Annotated in this window: 23 protein-coding genes; 20 read left to right on the forward strand and 3 right to left on the reverse strand. The window is 40.4% G+C overall.

All coding sequences use genetic code 11. The features are described 5' to 3' along the window. From J2T13_RS14215 to J2T13_RS14250, 8 genes are all read left to right on the forward strand, one after another. On the forward strand, nt 1-1,005 hold the full coding sequence (locus J2T13_RS14215) for a histidinol-phosphatase HisJ family protein (RefSeq protein ID WP_429372325.1): 1,005 nt from the start codon (nt 1-3) through the stop codon (nt 1,003-1,005). Then, on the forward strand, nt 1,002-1,769 hold the full coding sequence (locus tag J2T13_RS14220; protein ID WP_429372327.1) for an MgtC/SapB family protein: 768 nt from the start codon (nt 1,002-1,004) through the stop codon (nt 1,767-1,769). Before J2T13_RS14215 ends, J2T13_RS14220 begins: the two co-directional genes overlap by 4 nt. A 35-nt stretch (nt 1,770-1,804) precedes the next feature. Continuing rightward, nucleotides 1,805-1,951: a hypothetical protein gene (locus J2T13_RS14225; RefSeq protein ID WP_429372329.1), complete on the forward strand. Its 147-nt coding sequence runs from the start codon at nt 1,805-1,807 to the stop codon at nt 1,949-1,951. A 17-nt stretch (nt 1,952-1,968) separates the two neighbouring features. Then, complete coding sequence (locus J2T13_RS14230; RefSeq protein WP_429372466.1) at nt 1,969-3,399, forward strand: ethanolamine ammonia-lyase reactivating factor EutA; 1,431 nt, start codon at nt 1,969-1,971, stop codon at nt 3,397-3,399. 11 nt (nt 3,400-3,410) lie between these two features. Continuing rightward, the gene (locus J2T13_RS14235) at nt 3,411-4,772 is read left to right on the forward strand and encodes an ethanolamine ammonia-lyase subunit EutB (protein WP_429372331.1); all 1,362 of its coding nucleotides are present in this window, start codon (nt 3,411-3,413) and stop codon (nt 4,770-4,772) included. Between the two features lie 62 nt (nt 4,773-4,834). After that, nucleotides 4,835-5,593 carry an ethanolamine ammonia-lyase subunit EutC gene (gene eutC, locus J2T13_RS14240; protein ID WP_429372468.1) on the forward strand — a complete coding sequence of 253 codons (759 nt, stop codon included), beginning with the start codon at nt 4,835-4,837 and terminating at the stop codon, nt 5,591-5,593. A gap of 44 nt (nt 5,594-5,637) precedes the next feature. Continuing rightward, nucleotides 5,638-7,407, forward strand: coding sequence for a glycoside hydrolase family 2 protein (locus tag J2T13_RS14245; RefSeq protein ID WP_429372333.1), 1,770 nt, complete (start codon nt 5,638-5,640; stop codon nt 7,405-7,407). Nucleotides 7,408-7,664: 257 nt separating this feature from the next. Further along, nucleotides 7,665-9,404 carry an ABC-F family ATP-binding cassette domain-containing protein gene (locus J2T13_RS14250; RefSeq protein ID WP_429372335.1) on the forward strand — a complete coding sequence of 580 codons (1,740 nt, stop codon included), beginning with the start codon at nt 7,665-7,667 and terminating at the stop codon, nt 9,402-9,404. Between the two features lie 93 nt (nt 9,405-9,497). Here J2T13_RS14250 and J2T13_RS14255 read toward each other — a convergent pair whose 3' ends face one another. Further along, nucleotides 9,498-9,647 carry a helix-turn-helix domain-containing protein gene (locus tag J2T13_RS14255; protein WP_429372470.1) on the reverse strand — a complete coding sequence of 50 codons (150 nt, stop codon included), beginning with the start codon at nt 9,645-9,647 and terminating at the stop codon, nt 9,498-9,500. A gap of 46 nt (nt 9,648-9,693) precedes the next feature. On the opposite strand from J2T13_RS14255, the gene J2T13_RS14260 reads away from it, so the two are divergent. From J2T13_RS14260 to J2T13_RS14280, 5 genes are all read left to right on the forward strand, one after another. Further along, entirely contained in the window at nt 9,694-9,897 is a 204-nt protein-coding gene (locus J2T13_RS14260) for a hypothetical protein (protein WP_429372337.1), read from the forward strand. 86 nt (nt 9,898-9,983) lie between these two features. Further along, on the forward strand, nt 9,984-10,580 hold the full coding sequence (locus J2T13_RS14265; RefSeq protein WP_429372339.1) for a YdcF family protein: 597 nt from the start codon (nt 9,984-9,986) through the stop codon (nt 10,578-10,580). A 160-nt stretch (nt 10,581-10,740) separates the two neighbouring features. Then, nucleotides 10,741-11,151 (forward strand): hypothetical protein, encoded by a 411-nt coding sequence (locus J2T13_RS14270; RefSeq protein WP_429372341.1) that lies wholly within the window; start codon nt 10,741-10,743, stop codon nt 11,149-11,151. Between the two features lie 28 nt (nt 11,152-11,179). Beyond that, complete coding sequence (locus J2T13_RS14275; RefSeq protein WP_429372343.1) at nt 11,180-11,659, forward strand: zinc ribbon domain-containing protein; 480 nt, start codon at nt 11,180-11,182, stop codon at nt 11,657-11,659. Nucleotides 11,660-12,117: 458 nt separating this feature from the next. Beyond that, nucleotides 12,118-12,702 carry a hypothetical protein gene (locus tag J2T13_RS14280; protein ID WP_429372345.1) on the forward strand — a complete coding sequence of 195 codons (585 nt, stop codon included), beginning with the start codon at nt 12,118-12,120 and terminating at the stop codon, nt 12,700-12,702. Nucleotides 12,703-12,830: 128 nt separating this feature from the next. On the opposite strand, the gene J2T13_RS14285 is transcribed toward J2T13_RS14280, so the two are convergent. Both J2T13_RS14285 and J2T13_RS14290 read right to left on the reverse strand, forming a co-directional pair. Beyond that, complete coding sequence (locus tag J2T13_RS14285; protein ID WP_429372347.1) at nt 12,831-13,868, reverse strand: HAMP domain-containing sensor histidine kinase; 1,038 nt, start codon at nt 13,866-13,868, stop codon at nt 12,831-12,833. Next, the gene (locus J2T13_RS14290) at nt 13,865-14,542 is read right to left on the reverse strand and encodes a response regulator transcription factor (protein ID WP_429372349.1); all 678 of its coding nucleotides are present in this window, start codon (nt 14,540-14,542) and stop codon (nt 13,865-13,867) included. The genes J2T13_RS14285 and J2T13_RS14290 overlap by 4 nt, the downstream gene beginning before the upstream one ends. 186 nt (nt 14,543-14,728) lie before the next feature. On the opposite strand from J2T13_RS14290, the gene J2T13_RS14295 reads away from it, so the two are divergent. The 7 genes from J2T13_RS14295 (at nt 14,729) to J2T13_RS14325 (ending at nt 22,762) form a co-directional block, all read left to right on the forward strand. Beyond that, on the forward strand, nt 14,729-17,110 hold the full coding sequence (locus tag J2T13_RS14295; protein ID WP_429372351.1) for an ATP-binding cassette domain-containing protein: 2,382 nt from the start codon (nt 14,729-14,731) through the stop codon (nt 17,108-17,110). Nucleotides 17,111-17,323: 213 nt separating this feature from the next. Next, nucleotides 17,324-17,998 carry a response regulator transcription factor gene (locus tag J2T13_RS14300; RefSeq protein WP_429372353.1) on the forward strand — a complete coding sequence of 225 codons (675 nt, stop codon included), beginning with the start codon at nt 17,324-17,326 and terminating at the stop codon, nt 17,996-17,998. Next, nucleotides 17,986-19,191 carry an ATP-binding protein gene (locus J2T13_RS14305; protein ID WP_429372355.1) on the forward strand — a complete coding sequence of 402 codons (1,206 nt, stop codon included), beginning with the start codon at nt 17,986-17,988 and terminating at the stop codon, nt 19,189-19,191. Before J2T13_RS14300 ends, J2T13_RS14305 begins: the two co-directional genes overlap by 13 nt. A 52-nt stretch (nt 19,192-19,243) precedes the next feature. Next, nucleotides 19,244-20,146, forward strand: coding sequence for an ABC transporter ATP-binding protein (locus J2T13_RS14310; RefSeq protein ID WP_429372357.1), 903 nt, complete (start codon nt 19,244-19,246; stop codon nt 20,144-20,146). Beyond that, entirely contained in the window at nt 20,146-21,438 is a 1,293-nt protein-coding gene (locus J2T13_RS14315; RefSeq protein ID WP_429372359.1) for a hypothetical protein, read from the forward strand. Before J2T13_RS14310 ends, J2T13_RS14315 begins: the two co-directional genes overlap by 1 nt. Continuing rightward, entirely contained in the window at nt 21,380-22,027 is a 648-nt protein-coding gene (locus tag J2T13_RS14320) for a hypothetical protein (protein ID WP_429372361.1), read from the forward strand. The genes J2T13_RS14315 and J2T13_RS14320 overlap by 59 nt, the downstream gene beginning before the upstream one ends. Before the next feature lie 309 nt (nt 22,028-22,336). Continuing rightward, a complete protein-coding gene (locus J2T13_RS14325) occupies nt 22,337-22,762 on the forward strand; it encodes a MerR family transcriptional regulator (protein ID WP_429372363.1) in 426 nt (141 codons plus the stop codon). Nucleotides 22,763-22,767: the final 5 nt, after the last annotated feature.

Below are 22,767 nucleotides of genomic sequence, written 5' to 3' on the forward strand. Positions count from 1 at the left end.
GTGAAGGTTGATTTTCATTTTCATCTCGAGGAAGGTCCGTACTCCTTTGGTTGGTTGGAAAGAACAGCAAGAGCTTTGGAGGTAGTTCCGGGGGAAACAAATCCAGAAAGCGAGCGAAATACGCTTGATTGGCTTAAACATAAAGTAAAGCGTTTGGAAAATAGATTAGCTGAAGGCTGTTTCACGGAGCGTTGGCTAGAAGCTTATTTTATAGAAGGACAGAAAAAAGGTATTCAAAAATTCGGGATTGTCGATCATCTCTATCGATTTAAAGAATTTCGCGGCTATTACGAGAAATACATTGTAATGGATGATAGTAGACTTGGTAAGCTACAAAGACATTGGTTTGATGGTGTTCAAATGTGTTCTATTGAAGATTATTTGCAAGTCGTTCGCAGCATGCAAGATAAAGGCTTTCCAGTTGCAGTTGGTGTCGAAGCTGATTATTTCCCAGGCGGGGAAGAAGAGTTAAAAGGCTTATTAGAACAATATGAGCTTGATTACGTCATTGGCAGCGTTCATTTCATTGATGGTTGGGGTTTTGATAATCCGGAAGTTCAGGATATATTTGAAACCAAAAATTTAGTGGAGTTATATAGGTATTTATTTGAGCATGTAAAGGGTGCTGCCAACTCTGGTTTATTCGATATCATTGCTCATCTCGATAATTTGAAAGTATTTAATTATAGACCAGAAGAACAGGAATTACTTGAAATGTATGATGATGTAGCTGCGACGCTAAAAAAAGCTAATGTAGCTTCAGAAATTAATACAGGACTTGCCTATCGCTATCCAGTAAAGGAAATGTGTCCAAGTCCAACTTTTCTTAGCAAGCTGTACGAACACGGTGTACCGATTACGTTAAGTTCTGATTCTCATTATCCCGATGATATCGGCACATTACTAGATGAGGCAGCTACTCTAGCAAAGCAGACAGGATATAAAGAAATTGTGTATTTCGAAAAACGTCAAAGAATGTATAGTGCGCTAGAGGACAGAGGGTGAATCTAGTGAATACACCTGGTATTTGGGAGATTAGCCAAGCAGAATTAACAATACGAATCGTGTTCGCATTGATTGTAGGCGGTTTAATTGGTTTGGAAAGAGAATGGGGAGATCACGCAGCTGGTTTTCGTACTCATATTCTAGTTTGTTTGGGCTCTGCTCTTATTATGCTTTTATCTATTTATGGTTTTAGCCAATTTGCCTACGAGGCTAATGTTCGAATGGATCCTGCGCGGCTGGCTGCTCAAGTTATTAGTGGAATTGGATTTCTAGGAGCTGGAACCATTTTACGGACAGGAATGTCTATTTCAGGTTTGACGACCGCCGCTTCTTTATGGGTTGTGGCGGCCCTTGGCTTGGCCGTAGGGGCAGGATTTTATTATGGAGCCTTTCTAACTGCTTTTCTAGTTCTGATTAGCTTGTTCGTATTGAATAAATTCGAAAAGCACTTTAATCGCAATAGAAGAGAGGTAGAAATTAGGATTGCAATGGTAGATTCACTCGGTAAGCTACCGCTAATTATTTCTCGGGTAGAACATTATGGAGCAAATATTCTTCTTATATCGACGGATACGATAAAGGCGCAAGACGATGCAAATCTGCTACTATTAAAACTAAAAGTGAAATTCAGAAAATTCAGAAACTTACCTCATTTATTAGATGATTTGCGTATACTTGATGGGATTCACCAGGTTGAACTCGAGCAGTTCGAAGTTAAATCTCGGCGTGATGTGCTAGATAGAAAAGTAGAGCAGAATGGCTAGCAGTTGAATCATATGAATGCTAGGATGTTGTGACTATGGATAGGAAAATACGAGCAACAGCATTAGCCATTCAGCTTATACCTCATGTTGATAATGCTTTAGCTACAGCTTTGGAGTTGTCTCCTGCAGTAAGAAGTATAGGTATACTAACAACTACAATTGATATATCGATCCCTAAGTAAGGGGGTAATCTAGGTTGATGAATAAACAGGATGAGCAATGGATTACCAGCGTTGGCATAGATCTTGGTACAAGTACGACAAAAATGATTGTAAGTCGTTTGCGTTTGTCACGGAGCTCTAATTCTTTTAGCTTACCAAGATATGAGATTGCTGACAGAATACTTATGTACGAAAGTAAGGTGCGAACGACACCCTTAATAAGTGAAAATGAAATCAATGTTTCGGAAGTTATGAGTTGGCTTCAGGAAGAGTACCGCATGGCGGGGATTCAATTATCGGATATTAAGAGTGGAGCCGTCATCATTACTGGAGAAACTGCTAATAAAAATAATTCTAGGCAAATACTTCACTCTTTGTCTGACAAAGCAGGTGATTTTGTTGTGGCTGCTGCAGGTGCTGATTTGGAGTCATTATTGTCGGGCAAGGGATCTGGAGCATCACAACGCTCTAAGCTGACGCGTCAAGTCATATGCAACATTGATATCGGTGGTGGCACCGCTAATGCTTCATTTTTTTACCGAGGGAAAATGATAGCTACTATAACCTTTCACGTCGGTGGAAGGTTGATTCGTATGCATCCAAATGGTGAGATTACGTATATATCTGAGGCAATTGTTCCTTGGCTAAAAGCTAGTGGCTTTCACTTACACATTGGACAGACCCCATCTCTTGCTTATATGAAGCAAATGATGAGAGGGATGAGTCGTTGTATGTTGGATTTTTTGAGCGGTAGAAGTGGAGTGGGTGGATGGCTACTAGTAACAGAATCCCAGGGATTAAAAATCAATCTTCCAGATTTCCAGGAAGTGATGATTTCTGGGGGAGTTGGAAGTATGCTGCATTGCCATGAACCGTCTTCTTTCAATGAGATAGCGATCTATGGTGACATTGGCCCATTGCTTGCGTATAGCATACGTGAAGAAATTAATCTTTACTCTATCGAACTTATTTCTCCCGAGCATACTACACGAGCTACAGTTATAGGTGCTGGTATGCAAAGTACAGAAATTAGCGGAGCTACTATTTATTTGACAAAAGGTGTTCTTCCATTAAAAAACATACCCGTCGTAAGGTTAGAAAATGGTGATGTTCGGAAGGCAATTGCATATGGAATGCAGATTTATGATGAGACGATGTGTCCTCCATTTGCTCTTTTTATCCCAGCGATACATCAGGTAACCTATGCTTACATTCGTCAACTTTCCGACTCACTTCTTTATCACTATTCAGAAATGGTAAACCATTGCAGTACATTAGTTGTTATATGTGAGAATGATATGGGAAAAGCACTTGGACAGGCGCTACAGCTACGTGCGAGCGGTGAGCGGACAATTATATGCATAGATCAAATTAAGGTGGAATTCGGAGATTTTTTGGATTTAGGTGAACCAATCGAGGATACAATGATTCCGGTGATTGTGAAGACGCTAGCTTTTCACAGCGGGTAGGAGGAAACGTCATGAAGCTTACAACAACTGTACTTGGTCAAACCTATCAATTTAAAGAGCTGAAAGAAGTGTTGGCGAAGGCTAATGAAGAGAAGTCAGGTGATCAATTAGCAGGCATTGGAGCAGAAAATGCTAAGGAGCGAATGGCTGCAAAATGGATTATTTCTGAACTGACATTAGCAGATATTCGTGAAAATCCGCTTTTACCACCTGAGCTTGATGAGGTTTCGCGAGTAATAGAAGAGGATTTGAATGATAGAATCTATAATCAAATCCGAAACTGGACCGTTGCAGAGTTAAGGGAATATCTTCTTGCATCGACGACTGGTACTGATCAAATAAGAAGAGTGTCTCGTGGAGTAACTAGTGAGATGATCGCGGCAGTTGCAAAAATTATGAGTAATTTGGATCTAATACAGGCAGCTTCTAAAATTGAAGTGGTTACCCATTGCAATGTATCAATCGGACAAAATGGTGTACTGTCAGGTCGAGCTCAACCTAACCATCCTTCTGATGATGTGCTAGGTATTAAGGCGTCCTTATTTGAAGCATTGAGCTATGGAATTGGCGATGCAGTAATCGGTATTAATCCCGTTATTGATACTGCGGACAGCGTTAAGGCAATTATGAATATGACGAAGGAAGTAATAGATAAGTACAACATTCCTACGCAAAACTGTGTACTGGCACATGTGAAAACACAGATGCAGGCAATCCAGCAAGGTGGTCAAGCAGATCTAATATTTCAAAGTCTTGCAGGAACACAAGCAGGTAATCAATCATTTGGCATAGATTTGGCGCTTATACAGGAAGCAGATGCTTTAATTCGTAGTCAAGGAACAGCCACTGGGCCCAACTTATGGTATTTCGAAACGGGCCAAGGTTCTGAATTATCTGGAAATGCGCATTTTGGCATTGATCAAGTTACGTTAGAGTCTCGCTGCTATGGTCTAGCGCGTAGATTTCAGCCGTTCCTCGTAAATACAGTCGTTGGTTTTATTGGCCCTGAATATTTGTATGATAGCAGACAGGTTACAAGAGCAGGCCTAGAAGATCATTTTATGGGCAAGATGCATTTGCTGCCAATGGGTGTTGATGTTTGTTATACCAATCATATGAAAGTGGATCAGAATGATATGGACAATCTATCAGTGCTACTCACTGCTGCAGGTGTCAATTTCATTATTGGTGTTGCAATGGCAGATGATTGCATGTTGAATTATCAATCTACTAGCTTTCATGATATTGCTACATTAAGAGAAACTTTAGGACGAAGACCAGCTCCAGCTTTTGAAAAATGGTTGGAAACGATGGGGATTATGGCTGATGGTAGACTTACCGCATATGCTGGCGATGCTACGATATTCCAATAGGCTGGGGATAGGAGGTAGAATATATGAACTCAGTTGATATACAACAGCTGACCGATAAAATTATGAATGAATTACAGCAACGAATGCAGATGAAGCCTCAGTCCAATATACCTAACCCGAATTCTTCAGAGATGCTGGAGGAACTTCTTAGTTCGACACCGGCACGTATCGGCGTATGGCGTTCAGGTACAAGGCCGCTCACTAAAGATATGCTAAAGTTTCGTATTGATCATGCATCTGCCGTAGATAGTGTATATAGTGAAGTATCTCAACAATTGCTGCAGCAATATCCCTTTGTACAAGTGGAGACTAGGTATGAAACTAGAGAAAATTATTTGAAAAGACCTGATATGGGCAGAGTGATGACCTTAGAGAGTGAAGAGCAACTTCGAAAGCAATGTATTAAGGGCACCCAGGTCCAAATCGTCGTTTCTGATGGACTAAGTGCAAACGCAATTGAACAGAATCTAGCAGATGTGTATCCTTCGCTGCTTGATTCCTTGAAGGTATATGGATTAACAGTCGGTACTCCAATCTTTGTAAAAGGTGGACGTGTGGCAGCAATGGATCATATCGGGCAAATATTGGAGCCAGAGGTACTAGTTATGCTAATTGGAGAACGTCCAGGGCTCGCATCGTCTGCTTCGATGAGCGCATATATGTGCTATAAGCCTCGTATAGGGATGATGGAATCCAATAGAACGGTGATTTCTAATATTCATCACGGAGGTACACCGCCTGTAGAGGGCGGCGCACATATTGGTATGATATTGAAAAAAATGATTGAGCAGCAAACAAGCGGCGTAAATCTAGTTATTTAAATACAACAATAATGAAGTTACATCTAAGGAGAGAAAAATCAGTTATGCAGAGAAGAATGGAATATCCCCGACCACAGTTTGTTAGAAATGAATGGCTAAATTTGAATGGGGCTTGGGATTTTGCTTTTGATGATAATGACGAAGGATTAGCACAGAAGTGGTACTTACAATTTCCTGAACAAAAGTTAGATATTCAAGTACCGTTTGCCTATCAAACAAAGTTAAGTGGCATTAATGATCCTTCGTTTCATGATGTTATCTGGTATCATCGGATGATTGAGCTCCCTAAGGCGTGGGAGCAGAAGGAGGTTATTCTACATTTTGGTGCAGTCGATTATCGTGCTTGGGTTTATGTTAATGGTGAGCTAGCAACTTATCATGAGGGTGGACATGTAAACTTCTCTGTTAATATTACTAATTTATTAAAGGATAAGGATAATTGTGTGACACTGCGTGTGGAGGATCCGTCCTCTGATGAACTTATTCCTCGTGGAAAGCAATATTGGCATGAGCAATCCGCATATATATATTATACTAGAACCTCAGGTATTTGGCAGACAGTATGGCTTGAGTCAGTAGATCCTGTACACATTCAGCATGTGAAATTTACACCAGATATTGATAATGGTGATATCGTAATGGAATATGAGCTTAATTGTCCGAGAAGTACGGATTACACGCAGTATGAGCTGCAAACGGAGATTTCTTATAAGGGGAAATTACTTGTCTCAGAGTCCTTTAAAGTGCTTGAGATATATAATAAGCGTAGTTACAATTTACGCAATCGCTTTGCCGACAGAAGTAATATTCATACTCATGGATGGTACTGGACGCCAGAATCCCCTAATTTGTTTGATGTTACCTTCCGTCTAGTGCACAAAGATCACGTTATCGATAAGGTGGATAGCTACTTCGGCATGAGAAAAGTTTCTGTTGAGAATGGAAAGTTTATGCTTAACAATTTGCCATACTATCAGAAGCTTGTCCTTGATCAAGGGTATTTCCGAGATGGCCTATTAACAGCGCCCACGGATGAGGATTTGAAAGAGGATATTATTCTTTCTAAGGAAATGGGCTTTAATGGCGCACGTAAGCATCAGAAGGTTGAAGATCCTCGTTATATGTATTGGGCAGATCAGTTGGGCTTCCTAGTATGGGGAGAGGCAGCTAACTGTGTAGAATTCGGACCTGAAGCAGTAGAACGATTGACTAAGGAATGGTTTGAAATTGTGAAACGTGATTACAATCATCCTTCTATTATAGTATGGGTTCCGATCAATGAAAGCTGGGGCGTATCGCGTGTGATGATTGAAGAGAAGCAGCAGCACCATGTTACCGCGATGTATCATCTTGTGAAATCGCTTGATTCCTCTAGAATGGTCATTTCTAACGATGGATGGGAGCATACGATTTCAGATCTATGTACGATTCATAATTATAAGAATGGTCAACAGCTTCGCAATGCTTTTTCATCCATTGAAGCAGCTATGACCGCTGAGCCTGTAGGTCGTGCAGTGTATGCCAAAGGATATAGTTACCGAGGTGAGCCGATATTGGTAACGGAATATGGCGGTGTAGCTTATCAAATAGATCAAACAGAGGGCTGGGGCTATTCATCTGTAAAATCAAGTGAAGAACTAATTGAGGCTTATGCGGCAGTGACCAATGCATTAATTGAAAGTCCAATCGTTCAAGGCTTCTGCTACACTCAAATTACAGATGTTGAGCAAGAAATTAATGGACTATTGACCTATGATCGTGAGCCGAAATGTAATATGGCTGCGATCAAAAAAATTAACGATCAAATCAAATAAATTATAGTATGAAGCTCGAATGAATGCATGAATTGCATAATCATCCGAGCTTTTTTTATGTGAGGTGACTAATTGTCGAGATCGGAGAAGCAGTGTTCCAAGTTGTATTTTTCCATGTCACGAACAACTTTAATCTGATATGTTTGTAGTTGGCTGTAAACAGTGTTATTCTAACAATTCAATGGTAAACTCACAATCGATACTCCTCCATACATCTAATAATAATCACAAATTTAGTTATAAAGAAAGGTAACACTATGATAAAAGTTGAACATTTATCCTTCTCATTTCCGCAAAAAGAACTATATAAGAACATTTCCTTTACGCTTGAAGAGGGACAACATTGCGCTTTTATAGGAACAAGTGGCAGTGGAAAAAGTACATTGGTCGATATATTGATGGATCCAGAAAGACATATGTTCGATGGCCTGTTAGAGATGGACCCAACTTGCACAATTGGGTATGTAAGTCAGTTCTCGCAACTGGACAACACGAAAGATACAACCGTTTTCGAATATATTGGTGAAGAATTCATTAAGATACAGAATGAAATAAATGCTATTTGCACTGAAATGGAAACATCTACGGATATTGAATCGTTACTAGAAAAGTATCAATTCGCTTTAGACGCATTTGATTCAATGGGTGGGAATGATTTTGAGAGCAACATTAATAAGAAACTAAATCTAGCCAACCTCATGAAGCTAAAAGATCTTAGGGTATCCGACTTGAGTGGTGGGGAATTCAAACTTATTCAAGTCATCAAGGAAATGCTTAATAGTCCAGACTTAATGATTATGGACGAACCAGATGTGTTTTTAGACTTTGGAAACCTAAATGCGCTTAAGAATCTTATTAATTCTCACAAAGGAATACTGCTAGTGGTTACGCACAACAGATATCTCTTGAATCATTGTTTCAACAAAATATTACACCTTGAAAACATGGAGCTCCAAGAGTTTGATGGGCGATATATTGATTATAACTTCTCATTACTTCAGACTAAAATTGAGTTACAAGAACTTGCAATCATTGATGATGAAGAAATTGAGAGAAACGAGAACTTAATTATTAGATTTAGAAATATCGCAACTTATAATGCAGATGCATCTAGAGGGAAAGTGCTAAAATCTAGAGTTAAACTTCAAGAAAGATTGGAAGCTCGTAGAATTAAAACACCGTTTGTAGAGATTAAGCAACCGAATATCAGTTTCGGTATTGATAATGAAATGGAAGACACCACGGTTATAAAAGTTAATAATTATAGCGCTGCCTTTGATGAGTTGCTTCTAGAAAATGTTGATTTTGAGATAAAATCTACGGATAAAGTAGCCCTTATCGGTCCAAATGGTACTGGGAAAACGACTTTACTCCGAGATATCTTTAACAATAATCATGAATCCATTGAAATAAATGCTGATGCTAAAGTGGCTTATTTATCTCAGCTTCAAGGCGAAGTTCTAAAGGATTCTAATACCATACTAGAAGAATTCATCGATGCTGGGTTTGAAACTTATGAAGAGATTAGATCATATATTTCAGACTATGGTTTTGAAGGAGAAATCGTTAATCAGAAGATAGAATCTCTATCTGGCGGAGAAAAAAATATGCTTCAATTGGCTAAAGTTGCTGCCAGTAAAGCAAACGTATTGCTGCTTGATGAACCGACAAGTCATTTAGACACCTATACACAACTCGCACTAGAGAAAGCCATTGAAGAGTATAAAGGTGCGGTTCTCATGATTTCTCATGATTTCTATTCTGTGGTAAATGGTATGGATTATGTGTTAATTATTGACGATAAGACGATTAGAAAAATGAAAATGAAAAAATTTAAACAGATGATTTATGCTAATCATTTTGATCGAGACTATTTAGAAACGGAACAAAACAAAAAAGCAGTTGAAACGAAAATAGAATTAGCTTTAAAAGATAATAATTTTGAACTTGCAAAAGGTTTGGTTGATGAGCTAGAAGAGCTGATTAAGTTGCTTTAAATCACAACCTAGTTGAGGAAAGTGAATAATGGATACAAAAAAGGCTGATTGGAAATCCAATCAGCCTTTTGCTAGTTACATAGTATGAAGTAGCTACTCTTCCAACTCCATCTCGAAATTCTCTATGAGAACGGATGGTTTAATATGTAATGCTTTGGATAACGAAATAATGGTGAGTAAAGAGGGAGCCTTTTCTCCATTCTCTAGTTCACTAATATAAGACCGATCAACTCGGGAAGATATGGTAAAGTATGTATGGAGTTAATATGGATACGAGAGGAGTGTTCTTTTGGAACAAATTGCACCATTTGTAGTCGTATTGGTGTTGTTGATAGCGGTAGGATGGATATTAATCAAAACAACAAAAACACCCAGCACGAATAGTAGACTATTGCGATGGACAGGTTATGGACTTATTCTCCTGACATTTGTTCTTATTGTGTTTGGAGTGCTACATTACTTCGATGCGGAAACTCATCGCCGTGGACATTAGTTTAGGAAGTCTTTATAGCACATGACCAACTCCCAAGGAGAATATTATGGTGAAAACATATACAGCTGAAGGAAGCATGGTTTAGAATGACAAAAAAAGCATTAGGTAAGTTAGCAATAGTTCTGATAGTCATTATTCTTGTTCTTATAAGTTACTTAGCATATAGTATTTGGTCTTTCGGTGATAAAGTTGAATTAGTTAAGTCTGATGCGGCTATTGTACTTGGTGCGGCAGCTTGGGATGGTGAGCCGTCTCCTGTTTTACGTGAAAGGATAAATCACGCGATTTGGCTTTATGAGAATGGCTATGTAGATACAATCATATTTACAGGTGGCAAAGGCGATGGCGATCAAGTTGCTGAATCAGAGGTAGCGAGAGATTATGCTATTAGTAATAATGTCGATGTGGAAGACATACTTATTGAAACCCAATCGAAAATTACAGAAGAGAATCTCAAATACGCTTATGATATGGCTACCAAGCATAACTTGGAGACATTCACGATCGTAAGTGACCCATTGCATATGAAACGTGCCACTTTAATGGCAAAAAGTATGGGGATGAAGACATACTCATCACCGACACAAAGTTCAGCATATGAGACATTAAACAGTAAAATCCCTTATATATTTCGAGAGGTATTCTTCTATATTGGTTATATTCTAAGTTTACCATTTCGGTAAACTTTAAAGACTTAATACCTATATTTCCTCTGATTAACGAATAATCTATTGACGATCTGTAGTCGGAATAGTATCGTTGACATGGGAATAGATAAAAATGGCAATATTTTGAATCGAAGGATTTGGTTCCTTTGTACTATTTTAATGAGGAGGTGTATGTATGCAAAAGACAAAGCTTGGTATATCCGTGGGCATGCTGGGTGCGGCATTATACTTTTTAGGACTGATTAATGTTCTAGGGTTGCTGCTGGTAGGTGGATATGTATTATTGTTTGAGAGCAATGAATGGCTGAAGAAAAGTGCAATCAAGGCAATAGCTATCGTTATAGGGTTTGCGCTTCTAAGCATTATCATCAGTTTTGGCAACGACATTATCAGTATTATCAATGGCATTCTTTCGTGGTTTGGTGGAACAGCTTATGTATCTTGGCCGTTGAACTTCAACGTTATTGCTAATGGGGCGATTGATGCACTAGAGAAAATTGTATTGGTTATTCTTGGGTTTAAGGCATTTACGCAAGGGGATCTAAAGGTTTCTGCAATTGATAAAGTCATAGATAAGAATATGTAGGGAATTAACCTTTGGGAAGTGATTGATAATGAGTTTCTTTGGAAAACTCGGTGATAAAATTACGAGTACTAGTAAAGATGTAGCGAAAAAAACAAAAGATCTTACCGGCATTGCCAAAATCAACATCCAGATTAGTAGTGAGGAAGACAAGATTAAGAACAGTTACCATGAGCTTGGAAAGCTGTACTATGAACGATTTCACGGCGCTCCAGATGAGGATTTTCAACTCTTATGCGATGAAGTCACAGCTTCCTTACAGGTTATCGAATCCTCTAGGCTGCAAATTCGGAGCATTAAAGGCGTGAAAATCTGCTCGAATTGTGGGGCTGAGAATCCGTTAGATACTTCATTCTGCGGTTCCTGCGGGACTAAAGTAGAAGAAGAGCAACCTCAGATGGATATAGCCGAAGATGAATTGCAGCAGCTCCATTGCTCGCAGTGTGCAAGTGTGATATCTGCGGATTCTGTATTCTGTATAACTTGTGGAGAAAAGGTAGTACATACGTAATGAATTGACTCATAGGTCTTATTATTAAAACAAAGTAATGTAGAAGATAGTTGTAGTTGAGGAAAGTGAATAATGGATACAAAAAAAGCTGATTGGAACTCCAATCAGCCTTTTGCTAGTTACATAGTATGAAGTAGCTACTCTTCCAACTCCATCTCGAAATTCTCTATGAGAACGGATGGTTTAATATGTAATGCGTGATGTAATACATATACTGGTATACCATGTACATAATCATATAATTCTGTTGTTAGATCATCTATATTATCAAAATGAAATTATAAGGGGTGCACATACTACTCCAATTAATGGTATAATAAGGAATTATCGGGACTCTTTCAATCAAGGTGTGTTCGTTTATTCAATCGTATCCTGTAATTTCACGAAACTCGTGAATATTACGTATACGCAATAATTGTACTTAATAAATCAGGCAATTAGGAAATGGGGGGTACCTATTGAAGAGGTTACTTATTACTGGCCTTATTGTATGTATCGTCCTGCTTGGTTGGTTATATGGTTGGCGTCTTACCGAATCCAGTGCTATACCTGGGAGTGTTCGGGTAGTAAGTTCTCATAATACGGTGTATGGAAAAGCGGTATTGTTTGAAGATAAAGTTCATGATACATTTGGGGGAGCAAGGTTAAAACAATATTTAGGTATTTTATATCAATATGATGGGGGCTCTTTTGGAAACTTCATTGAGGAAGGCAAACCTTTTGCAGCTACTGGGTTTGGAAATGATGACACTGAAGATAGCCTTTTAGTTGTTGTAAAGACAGCGGAAGACTCTAATATCAAATACATTGCACTTGGTAACCATATGGAAGGATTAACAGCTTCGGATACCTATAGTTTTACTATTGAGGATGTTAAAGAACATATTGATAAATATCATTTAGCCGAGGTTGATAATAATTACACTTTATTTGTATTGGATAAATATACAGAGGATGCTTGGACTATTCGAGGTTTCGATGATGATGGGAAGTTAATTGCTGATAAATTATTTGGGGGAGAAATCCGTTATATCCATTGGTAATGACTCAACAATGCCTACAGCATAACTACTACAATGAAGAGGCCGGTATCATGAATCAATGTTACCCCGATCCATTCGCCGCAGTGTTCCACCCCTCCGATAGCCCCTTCATTGCAGTCACTTCCCTCTCAATCCACAGGCAACTTGACCGTAAAGGTCGAGCCTTCTCCCCATTCGCTTAGCACTTCAACTTTACCGCCACATAAGTTGATAATACGACTGACTAGGGGCAGACCGAGTCCGTTACCTTCCGCGAATCTGGCATGATCTCCTTGATAAAACTTCTCGAAGATGTGCTTCCGCACACTCTTTTCCATCCCTATGCCGGTATCGGATATGATTACGACTATGCAGTTATCACTAGATGTAAGACCAACCGATATTTCCCCACCTTCTGGTGTGAATTTAATCGCATTTCCTAGCAGATTCAACCACACTTGCATCATCAGTTCTTCATTTCCGTAATACACACACTTCTCAAGCTCAATGTTAAGGGACAGTTGTTTAGGAGTCCATATCGATTCTAGCAGTAATAAGGCTTGGCGGATTTGCTCATCTAATCGATACTCTCCTTTGTCTGTGATCACTTCTTGATTTTCGAGTTTGGATATTTTGAGAATATTACCAGACAACGTAGACAATTGCCGCGCGCTATCCACAATCATCCCTGTATATTCTTCATGCTCTTCCTTCGTGATGTTCTTATCTTGCAACAGCGTGGCATAACCTTCAATGGCTGCAATGGGCGTCTTAAATTCGTGAGATACATTAACAACGAAATCATTTCGAAGTGTTTCTATACTCCGTAGCTCTTGAACCATGATATTGAAGTGATGTGCAACTTCACTAATTTCACGGACGCGATGAGATTCATTCAGCTCAATGTCGAAGTTGCCTTTGGCGATCTCTTTAGCCGCATTGCTGAAATCTGTAATTGGGGACAAGATTTTCTTTCCTACAAACATGGTGATGATGTTACCGGTGACCAGACTAAACAACATAATGAATAGAATGGGTGGTAAATGACTCCTACCGAGTATATTGAAATTGCCGTAGCGAATATAGATAAACGCTAAGATCGCCATGAGAAAAGTGGAAGCGAGTACACTAAAGAAGACTAACGATACGAAAGACCACCATAGACTTCTATTATTGGTCTTGATCATGACAATCTCACAGCCTTATAACCAAGACCTCTGACGGTGATGATCTCGAAATCGGTACATGCCTTGAAGCGTTCCCGTAAGCGGTTGATATGCACAACGACTGTATGTTCATCGGATTCAGAATCCATCCCCCAGATCTCATCCATCAGCTGATGCTTGGTGAAGATCTTATTCGGATAAGATATGAGTTTGTATAGCAAATAGAATTCTTTCTGCGGAAGAATAATACTGTCTTCATGCTGTAAAAAAACCGTTAAGGAATCATAATCTAATAGGGTAGTCCCACATTCAATCTTGCGTTCGTTAATGATCTTAGCACGGCGAAGTAACGCTCCAACACGCAGTACCATCTCATTAACATCAATCGGCTTCACCATGTAATCGTCGATTCCAACGAGAAAGCCTCGTTGCTTGTCGGTAAAGCTTTCCTTCGCCGTAACTATTAAGATCGGAAGATTATAGTTGGTTTCTCTAAGGGTTCTAGTAAGCTCGTAGCCGTCCATATGGGGCATCATAATATCAGAGATGATCAGATCTACATATTCTTTATCTAATATAGCAAGTGCATCTTGTCCATCTTCCGCAGCGAGCGCGTGGTAACCATTTCTGGTAAGAACGGTGCAGAATAGCTGGCGCAATTTATTGTCATCCTCGACAACAAGGATATTAAGCATAACGTGACCTCCCTTTTGAACAACCTCTATAAGTATAACGCATGAATATAAAATAAATATAAACCGTGAAAATGTATCCATTCGGTGACGTTATGGTTCCGTTTATGTTGAGTTTATATAGGATTGATATACTGAGTTTAAGTTAGCAAAGATAGAATCGTGTATTGGAAGGGGAGAGTCATTCATATGTTGCAATTAAAAGATATCACCAAGAGTTATAAGACTGGGGATTTCACCCAAGTGGCATTGGACAAAGTAAGCCTTAATTTCAGGGAGAGTGAATTTGTAGCGATCCTTGGACAGAGTGGGTCGGGTAAGACGACGCTATTAAATGTGGTCGGTGGACTCGATCAGTATGATAACGGGGAGCTTATCATCAATGGGCAATCCACCAAGCATTTTCAAGATAGCGACTGGGATGCTTATCGTAATAATAGTGTAGGCTTTATATTTCAAAGTTATAATCTGATTTCGCATTTAAGCATCGTGGACAACGTAGAGATGGGTATGACACTTAGCGGAGTGCCCTCAGCTGAGAAATATAAAAAGGCCATTGAAGTGCTAGAGAAGGTCGGATTGAAAGACCATGTACACAAGAAGCCGAATCAGTTGTCAGGAGGACAAATGCAGCGTGTAGCGATTGCTCGCGCACTTGCGAATAATCCAGATATTATTCTGGCAGATGAACCGACAGGCGCTTTGGATTCCGAGACCAGTGAACAGATTATGGAGTTGATCAAGACCATTGCGGAAGACAAACTTGTCATTATGGTGACGCATAATCCCGAGTTGGCAGAGCAATATGCGGATCGCGTGATCAAGTTCTCTGACGGTAAAGCAGTATCTGACAGCAATCCTCTTGCCACTCAAAAGGCTACATCCAACTATACGTTGAAGAAGACGAGCATGAGCTTCTTAACGGCATTGAAGTTGTCGGGCAAGAACATTGCGACTAAGAAATGGAGAACGGGACTGACCGCTTTTGCATCAAGTATTGGTATTATCGGCATTGCGTTAGTCCTATCCTTATCGAATGGCTTTGACAAGCAGATCAATTCTTATGAAGCAGGAGCCATGTCGAATTTCCCGATTACGATTAACCAGACTGCCATGAACGTTGACATATCGGAGCATGCTTCTGCTGGCAAAACAGACCTGACCTCTTTTCCGACAGAGAAGAAGCTGATTCCATATGATCCTAGCGAAAATTCAGTTATGCACACCAATGTGCTGACAACCGAATATTTAGACTATGTGAAGAAGATCGATCCTACGCTACTTGATGGAATATCCTATACGCGTACGGTGAATATGAATATGTTGAAGTCAGACGGTGACAAGGCGACAACGCTGAATACGGGGAATATTAGCTTCACATCTTATCCAAGTAAATCTGGGGAAGCGTCCGGGAGTTACTTAGAGCAGTACTATGATGTGCTCGAGGGAAGTTTCCCGTCATCGAAGACGGATCTTGTATTGATTGTGGATGAATATAATCGTCTGAACAATGCTTCACTTGATGCGCTTGGTATTAACTACGATGTAGATAGCATTGACTTAAGCGATCTGGTGGGTTCCGAGTTAAAACTCATTCTGAACGATGATTATTACCACAACAACGGTGAACAGTTCACGCTGAATGGCACAGCATCTAATTTGATGGAGATGTACAATAGCGACCATGCGATAACCTTAAATATTGTCGGCGTGATTCGTGGTCAGGAAGATTCGAAGATGTCTACGCTGCCTGCTGGACTCGCGTATTCAGATGAGCTTACAACTTACTTCATTGATGATGCGAAGAATTCAGAAATTGTACTAGCACAACAGGAAGCCGATATTAACGTTCTAACCGGTCAAACATTATCTCAAGATACAGGTAACAAAGAAATTGCTGCGATGACATCGGCCATGGAAGGTGGAATGTCCGCACCAATGATGGGCGTAGGCGGCTCTGTTGCTCCGACGAAGAATGAGATGCTTGCCTCCTTAGGCGCAACCGAGATTCCAACATCGATCTCGCTGTATCCGATTGATTTCGGAACAAAGGAATCGATCAATACTTATCTAGATGCGTGGAATACAGACCTGGAAGCCAAGGATAGAGTAGAATACACGGATATGGCGGCCATCGTCACCAGTATTTCGGGAAGTATTATGGATGGTATTACCCTGGTACTGATTGCATTTGCGGCTATATCCCTCGTGGTATCGCTCATCATGATTGCGATTATCACTTACATTTCCGTCATGGAAAGAACGAAGGAGATTGGTGTTCTTCGGGCCTTAGGTGCAAGGAAGAAGGATATCACACGGGTCTTTAATGCAGAGACCTTCATTATTGGTACGATCTCAGGGTTGCTTGGCATTGCTATAACGTATCTGTTGAATATCCCAATTAATATGATTCTGTACAATTTGACGGACCTATCCAACGTTGCGCAGCTTAACCCGGTTCATGCTATATTGCTTGTTATTATTAGTCTAGTTCTTACTATGATCGGCGGATTCATTCCTGCTAAGATGGCAGCGAAGAAAGATCCAGTTACCGCTTTACGAAGCGAGTAGGTAGATTATATATACACAATCAAGACCGTCAGTTAGGGAGTAATCCTTAGCTGACGGTCTTGTTCATCTTCATTTACTTCTAAACCTCCGCTATACGATATCCTAGAATAGTCAGAGATCCTTAATTTGAGTAACTACATCATTAACTCCAATAAATGAAAGTTGATAAAAAGTTGAAATTTGTATACTATCGTCACATGTGAGGTGGTTACATTGCAGACAAAAATACTTATTGTTGACGATGAAGCGGATATTGTTAATCTGCTCCGGGATTATTTTGAGATCAATGGTTATTTGGTTCTAACCGCACAGAATGGAACGAGAGCATTAGAACAAGCAGGGAAGGACCCTGATATTATTCTACTAGACATCAATATGCCAGCCATGGACGGGCTTGAGGTCTGCAAGAGAATCAGAAGTCATGTATCCTGTCCTATTCTGTTCTTGACAGCAAAGGTTGCAGACGTAGATAAGATCAACGGATTCCGTATGGGTGGCGACGATTATATCGTGAAACCTTTTTCAATAGATGAGCTTGGCGCAAGAGTGGCTGCGCATTTACGTCGTGAGACAAGAAACCATACCAAGTCTAAAGTGAACTTTGTAGGTGATTTGGTGATTGATTACGGGGAACGTACGGTGTCTTACAATAACGAGCCGATATCATTTGCCAAAAAAGAATTTGATATGATTGAATTTCTCTCCATGAATAGCGGACAGGTATTTGATAAAGAACGTATTTATGAGTGTTTATGGGGGTTCGACAGCAAGGGAGACAGCGCGGTTGTCGCCGAACATATCCGGAGAATCCGTGCTAAGTTCGCCATGATCAACGGGTTGAGTTATATTGAGACCGTCTGGGGAGTGGGATATAAATGGATAGGATGAAGAGCATGTGGAATAACCTGTCGATTCAAAAGACACTCATTGTATACACGATAGGATTTATGTTGTTGGCGACGATGTTAAGTAGTGTTTCGCTTAATGGAATAGATGAATGGAAGAGCACAATCAATGGGAAATACGCCTCATTCGAAGAGAGTGACTTTACGGATGCTAAAGGAAGAACGGTAAAGCTCTCATTGGGGACTGGAATAGATGAAGCAGAAGTTTCTTCCAAAGATAAAATACTATTGAAAGGCATAGATTTAACTTACACCTTGACGATTCCCTTATTCTTCGGTGGTTGCATTATTCTTGCGGCTTTTTTGTTCTATCGCTATAAGTTGAAGAAGCCGATTGAACTTATCAATCAATCCGCGGCCAAGATCGCGAATAATGATCTGGATTTCTCGCTAAAGGTTGAGTCGACGGACGAAATGGGGCAGTTGTGTACTTCACTTGAAATGATGCGGAGTTCACTCGAGAACAATTACCGTGATATGTGGCGCATGATGGAGGAACGAAGACGTCTGAATGCTGTATTTACGCATGATTTAAGAACGCCGCTTACGGTTCTTCGAGGATATTCGGATTTCCTATGCAATTATGTTCCTCAAAATAAGGTGAGCGAGGAGAAGTTACTGTCCACAGTATCCGCTATATCGAAGCATACAGAACGGATTGAAAGTTATGTTGCGACGATGACGGACGTGCAGAAATTAGAAGATATTTCGATAGCCATTACCCAAGCCAATGCTCGTGATCTAGTTGCTCAGATCACATCCATAGCACAGATGTTGGGCGAACAATCCATGATTAGAGTAGATGTTGTGAACCGAATCGAAGTCGATTATATCGGTGCGGACACTAGAGTGATATTACGAGTGATAGATAATCTGTTATCCAATGCTCTTCGATATGCCAAAGATCACATAGAGATTACTTTGCAAATCGTGGGGTGTGATCTGATTGTGGAGGTATCTGATGATGGGAGTGGCTTTTCACCAGAGGATCTGCAGCAAGGGACAAAGGCATTCTACAGGAATCATACAGATGAAAGTATTCACTTCGGGTTGGGACTCTATATATGCAAGACATTGTGTGAGAAGCATTGTGGAGAATTACGAATATCCAATGAGGAACAAGGCGGAGCGAAGACACTCGCAAGATTCCACCTACAAAAGTTGATAGAAAATTGAAAAGTGGACTTTATACTTTCCTTAAGAGCCAAACGAGGAGGGTATTTTTTTTATGGATAACATGCAAATAGAGATTAAAGGCCTGAATAAGTTTTATGGAAAAAAACATGCGCTGAACAATATTAATCTAACGATGGGTCAGGGGATGTTCGGGCTTCTTGGACGGAATGGTGCAGGGAAAACGACGTTGATGAAGACGCTCGCTACCTTACTGAATAAGAAAGATGGAGATATCACCATATGTGGCGTTCCTATTGAGAATTCCAAGGAAATCCGCCGTATCACAGGTTATCTGCCGCAAGAATTCTCAATGTATCCCCATATGGGGGTGTATGAGGCAATGGATTATCTTGGGGTGTTATCGGGACTTAGCCTCCGAACACGGAAGGAGAGAATTCCGGAGCTTCTTGTGAAGGTGAATTTAGGCGATCATCATCGAACAAAGGTAAAGGCTCTATCGGGTGGGATGAAAAGAAGGCTAGGGATCGCGCAAGCTATATTACACGAGCCGAAGGTGCTGATCGTGGATGAACCAACAGCAGGTCTTGATCCAGAGGAGCGGATACGGTTTCGTAATCTGCTGTGTGAGCTTGCGGAGGAAAGAATTGTTATCCTGTCCACGCATATTGTGGGTGATATTGAAGCGACCTGTGAAAGAATAGCGGTTCTGGACAATGGGAAATTGTTATACCAAGGAACCGTCAGACAACTTACCCAAACCGCCGAAGGCAAGGTCTATAGTGCTGAAATAGCTAGAGCGGAGCTAGCGGCATTGAAAGAGAAATATATCGTGACAGGTATGTTAACGATGGGTGAGCGGGTTAATGTTCGGTTGATTGCGAATGAACAGCCCACGCTTAACGCAACCCTTTGTGAACCCAACATCGAGGACGCCTATATGCTTCATATGGTTGAAAATGGTGTGGCTACGCATCAGCTAGGAGGGATCTCCTGATGTTCTTGAAGGAATGCAAAAAAACGGTTAAGAGCATCACCTATGTAATCTTTGTCGTTATTCTAGTCTTATTTGCTTACACGCAAATGGGGACAAGTTTTGATCCAATCGAACCCCCACAGAAGGGACTCGAAAGTTATGGTGTGAAGCAGGAAGATAATCAAGAGATCATCATTCCGAATGCAGTTGATTCTTTGTATGGTGAATATATTGCCAATTCATTTACGGCTTATCCCATAGGATTCTATAAAAATGTGAAATTAAGTGATAAAGAGCAAGGTGAGATGGCTAATATTCTATCCGAATTAACTGGAATATCGTTAGATGAGTTAAGGGTGGCCCCGAGCAGGGATGAAGCAGAGATGACAATTAGTGAAAAAAGCACGGTCGTAAATGACAACGGTGAGATGACATTTATTGTTCCGTCTATAGGGGAAGAGACAGGAATCCCGAAAACGTCCATTGACCCTAAGTTAACGTATGAGCGTTTCCACGAACTGATGAAGCAAGCAGATAGTCTCATTGGTAGTGGTTCACAATACAGTGATATGTATGTGATTCAATTCGGTAAAGTGCCAATGACCTATGAAGATGCCATGGATGATTACAACGCGATTGTGGAGACAGATCAAATAACGGGGGCCTTGGCCCGGGTATTCTGCGATTATTTAGGTATTGTTCTTGCTATATTTCCGGTCTTTGTAGCCGTTTTTTTAGGTCTGAAGGATCGCCGAGCGACAATGCAGGAATTAATGTTTACGAGACAAGTATCCTCCTTTAGATTGATGTTTACTCGTTATTTTGCCATGGTGGCGGTCATGTTCTTACCAGTTCTACTGCTGGCATTGTATGCAACAGTTCGCACGGCAGATCAATATAGTGGGGTTGATATAGATCTCTTTGCTTTTATTAAATATTCCTGTGGATCACTGCTACCCTCCATTATGGTATCAACGGCAGTGGGTGTCTTCTTGACGGTGTTAACGGAAACTATGGTTGCTATAGCCGTACAGGGACTGTGGTGGTTTATTGGGCTTAACATGGGACTACAACATATCGATGGGGGTTATGGAACGGATCTTATCATTCGTCATAATAAGATCGGAAATACAGGAATCTACTTGGACAACTTTAATACACTGGTGATCAATCGCATTAGTTATACACTTCTGGCTATTGCCCTTATCGTCATATCCGTGGGGATCTATGAACTGAAAAGAAGGGGGAAGTTGGATGTTCTCGGTAGTCTTAAGAAAATATTCATTCATCGCAAAGTCGAATCTCAAGCATAACTTTCTTGTTCATGTAACAGTCGCATTACTAATTCTATGTCTAACACCCTTTATCTTCGGAATAAGCAATCTGGACGCTGCTGCATCTGCGGCTCCGCTTGAGATGTTTGTTGCACTGATCGGTATCGTTCTATTAACTCCTGTTTTTATGCCAGAACAGCAAAAGGATATACGAGAGCTTATTGAAACGAAATATACCTCCCAGACGGGAATTTATTTCGTTCGAGCGTTCACTGCAGTGGTCACCATGTTGGTCATGATTCTCTGCTTTGTTGTCTTTATGCGTTTTAATGGTAGCACCTTTCCTTTAATCAAATACCTGATAGGTACTTTTTCCGGCGCTGTGTTCCTTGGCGCTATGGGGATGTTTTTCTCTGGAATCAGTGACAATATAGCAGTTGGTTATATGATTCCACTTTTTTACTACGTTTTTAATATGTCGACAGGTAGTAAGTACGTAGGGAATTTATACCTCTTCTCGATGTCTTCCAAGGGCAGCTTCGAGGAGAAATATTGGCTTATGGGTACTGCTATATTTCTTGTCTTGATCGCTTTGTTAATCAAAAAGAGGATCAGAAAGGTAAGATGAAGGATAACGTTCAACCAAGCTCATAATGCTGATTCGTTAGGGAGGAACTGAATGGGTCCTATGGGGCATACATGGTTATCAATCATCAAAAGCTAATTAACGTTACTTGAGAACCAAGGTCCAGCATCTACAAGATGGGCTTTGGTTCTTTGTACTGAGTCAACTTAATGTGGAAATGCTAGGTTCTTCTAAGGGAGCGTTGCAACGGTCCCTTCTTTTGAAATAAACCATAAAATACCTAATGCTTAACGTTGACGTCAACTGTAGCTATGAATATAATTGAAAAGAAGAAAGTAGGGGTGCGGCGATTTGAAGATATTAAAGATTGAGGATGTAGCGAACCAGACCGGTCTGACGAAACGGGCCATTCGCTATTACGAGGATATCGGGCTTATTGAGGCTCCGGAGAGAACGGCGGGCGGCATACGCATATATTCGAATGAAAATGTGGAGAGAATTAAGAAGATACTGCTCGTAAAGGAAGCGCTTGGCTTTTCACTCGCAGAGCTACAGCAGTTTCTTGAATATCGTACGACGCTTGATCAACAGCGAAGCGAATTCCGGTCATCTGCTGATCGGGAAGAAAGAAGAGTGAAGCTTGAGGATATTCTATCAAGCCTAAGAAACGAAAAAACGATGATCGATGAGAAGATCCGGCGGATGGAGGATTTCAAAGAGGAGCTGAACAGCATAGAGAAACGTGTGCTGGACGGTTTAGAGAAACTAAAGGAGTAGGAGCA

Source organism: Paenibacillus sp. DS2015 (genome assembly GCF_050433705.1).
Taxonomy (GTDB): domain Bacteria; phylum Bacillota; class Bacilli; order Paenibacillales; family Paenibacillaceae; genus Paenibacillus_AQ.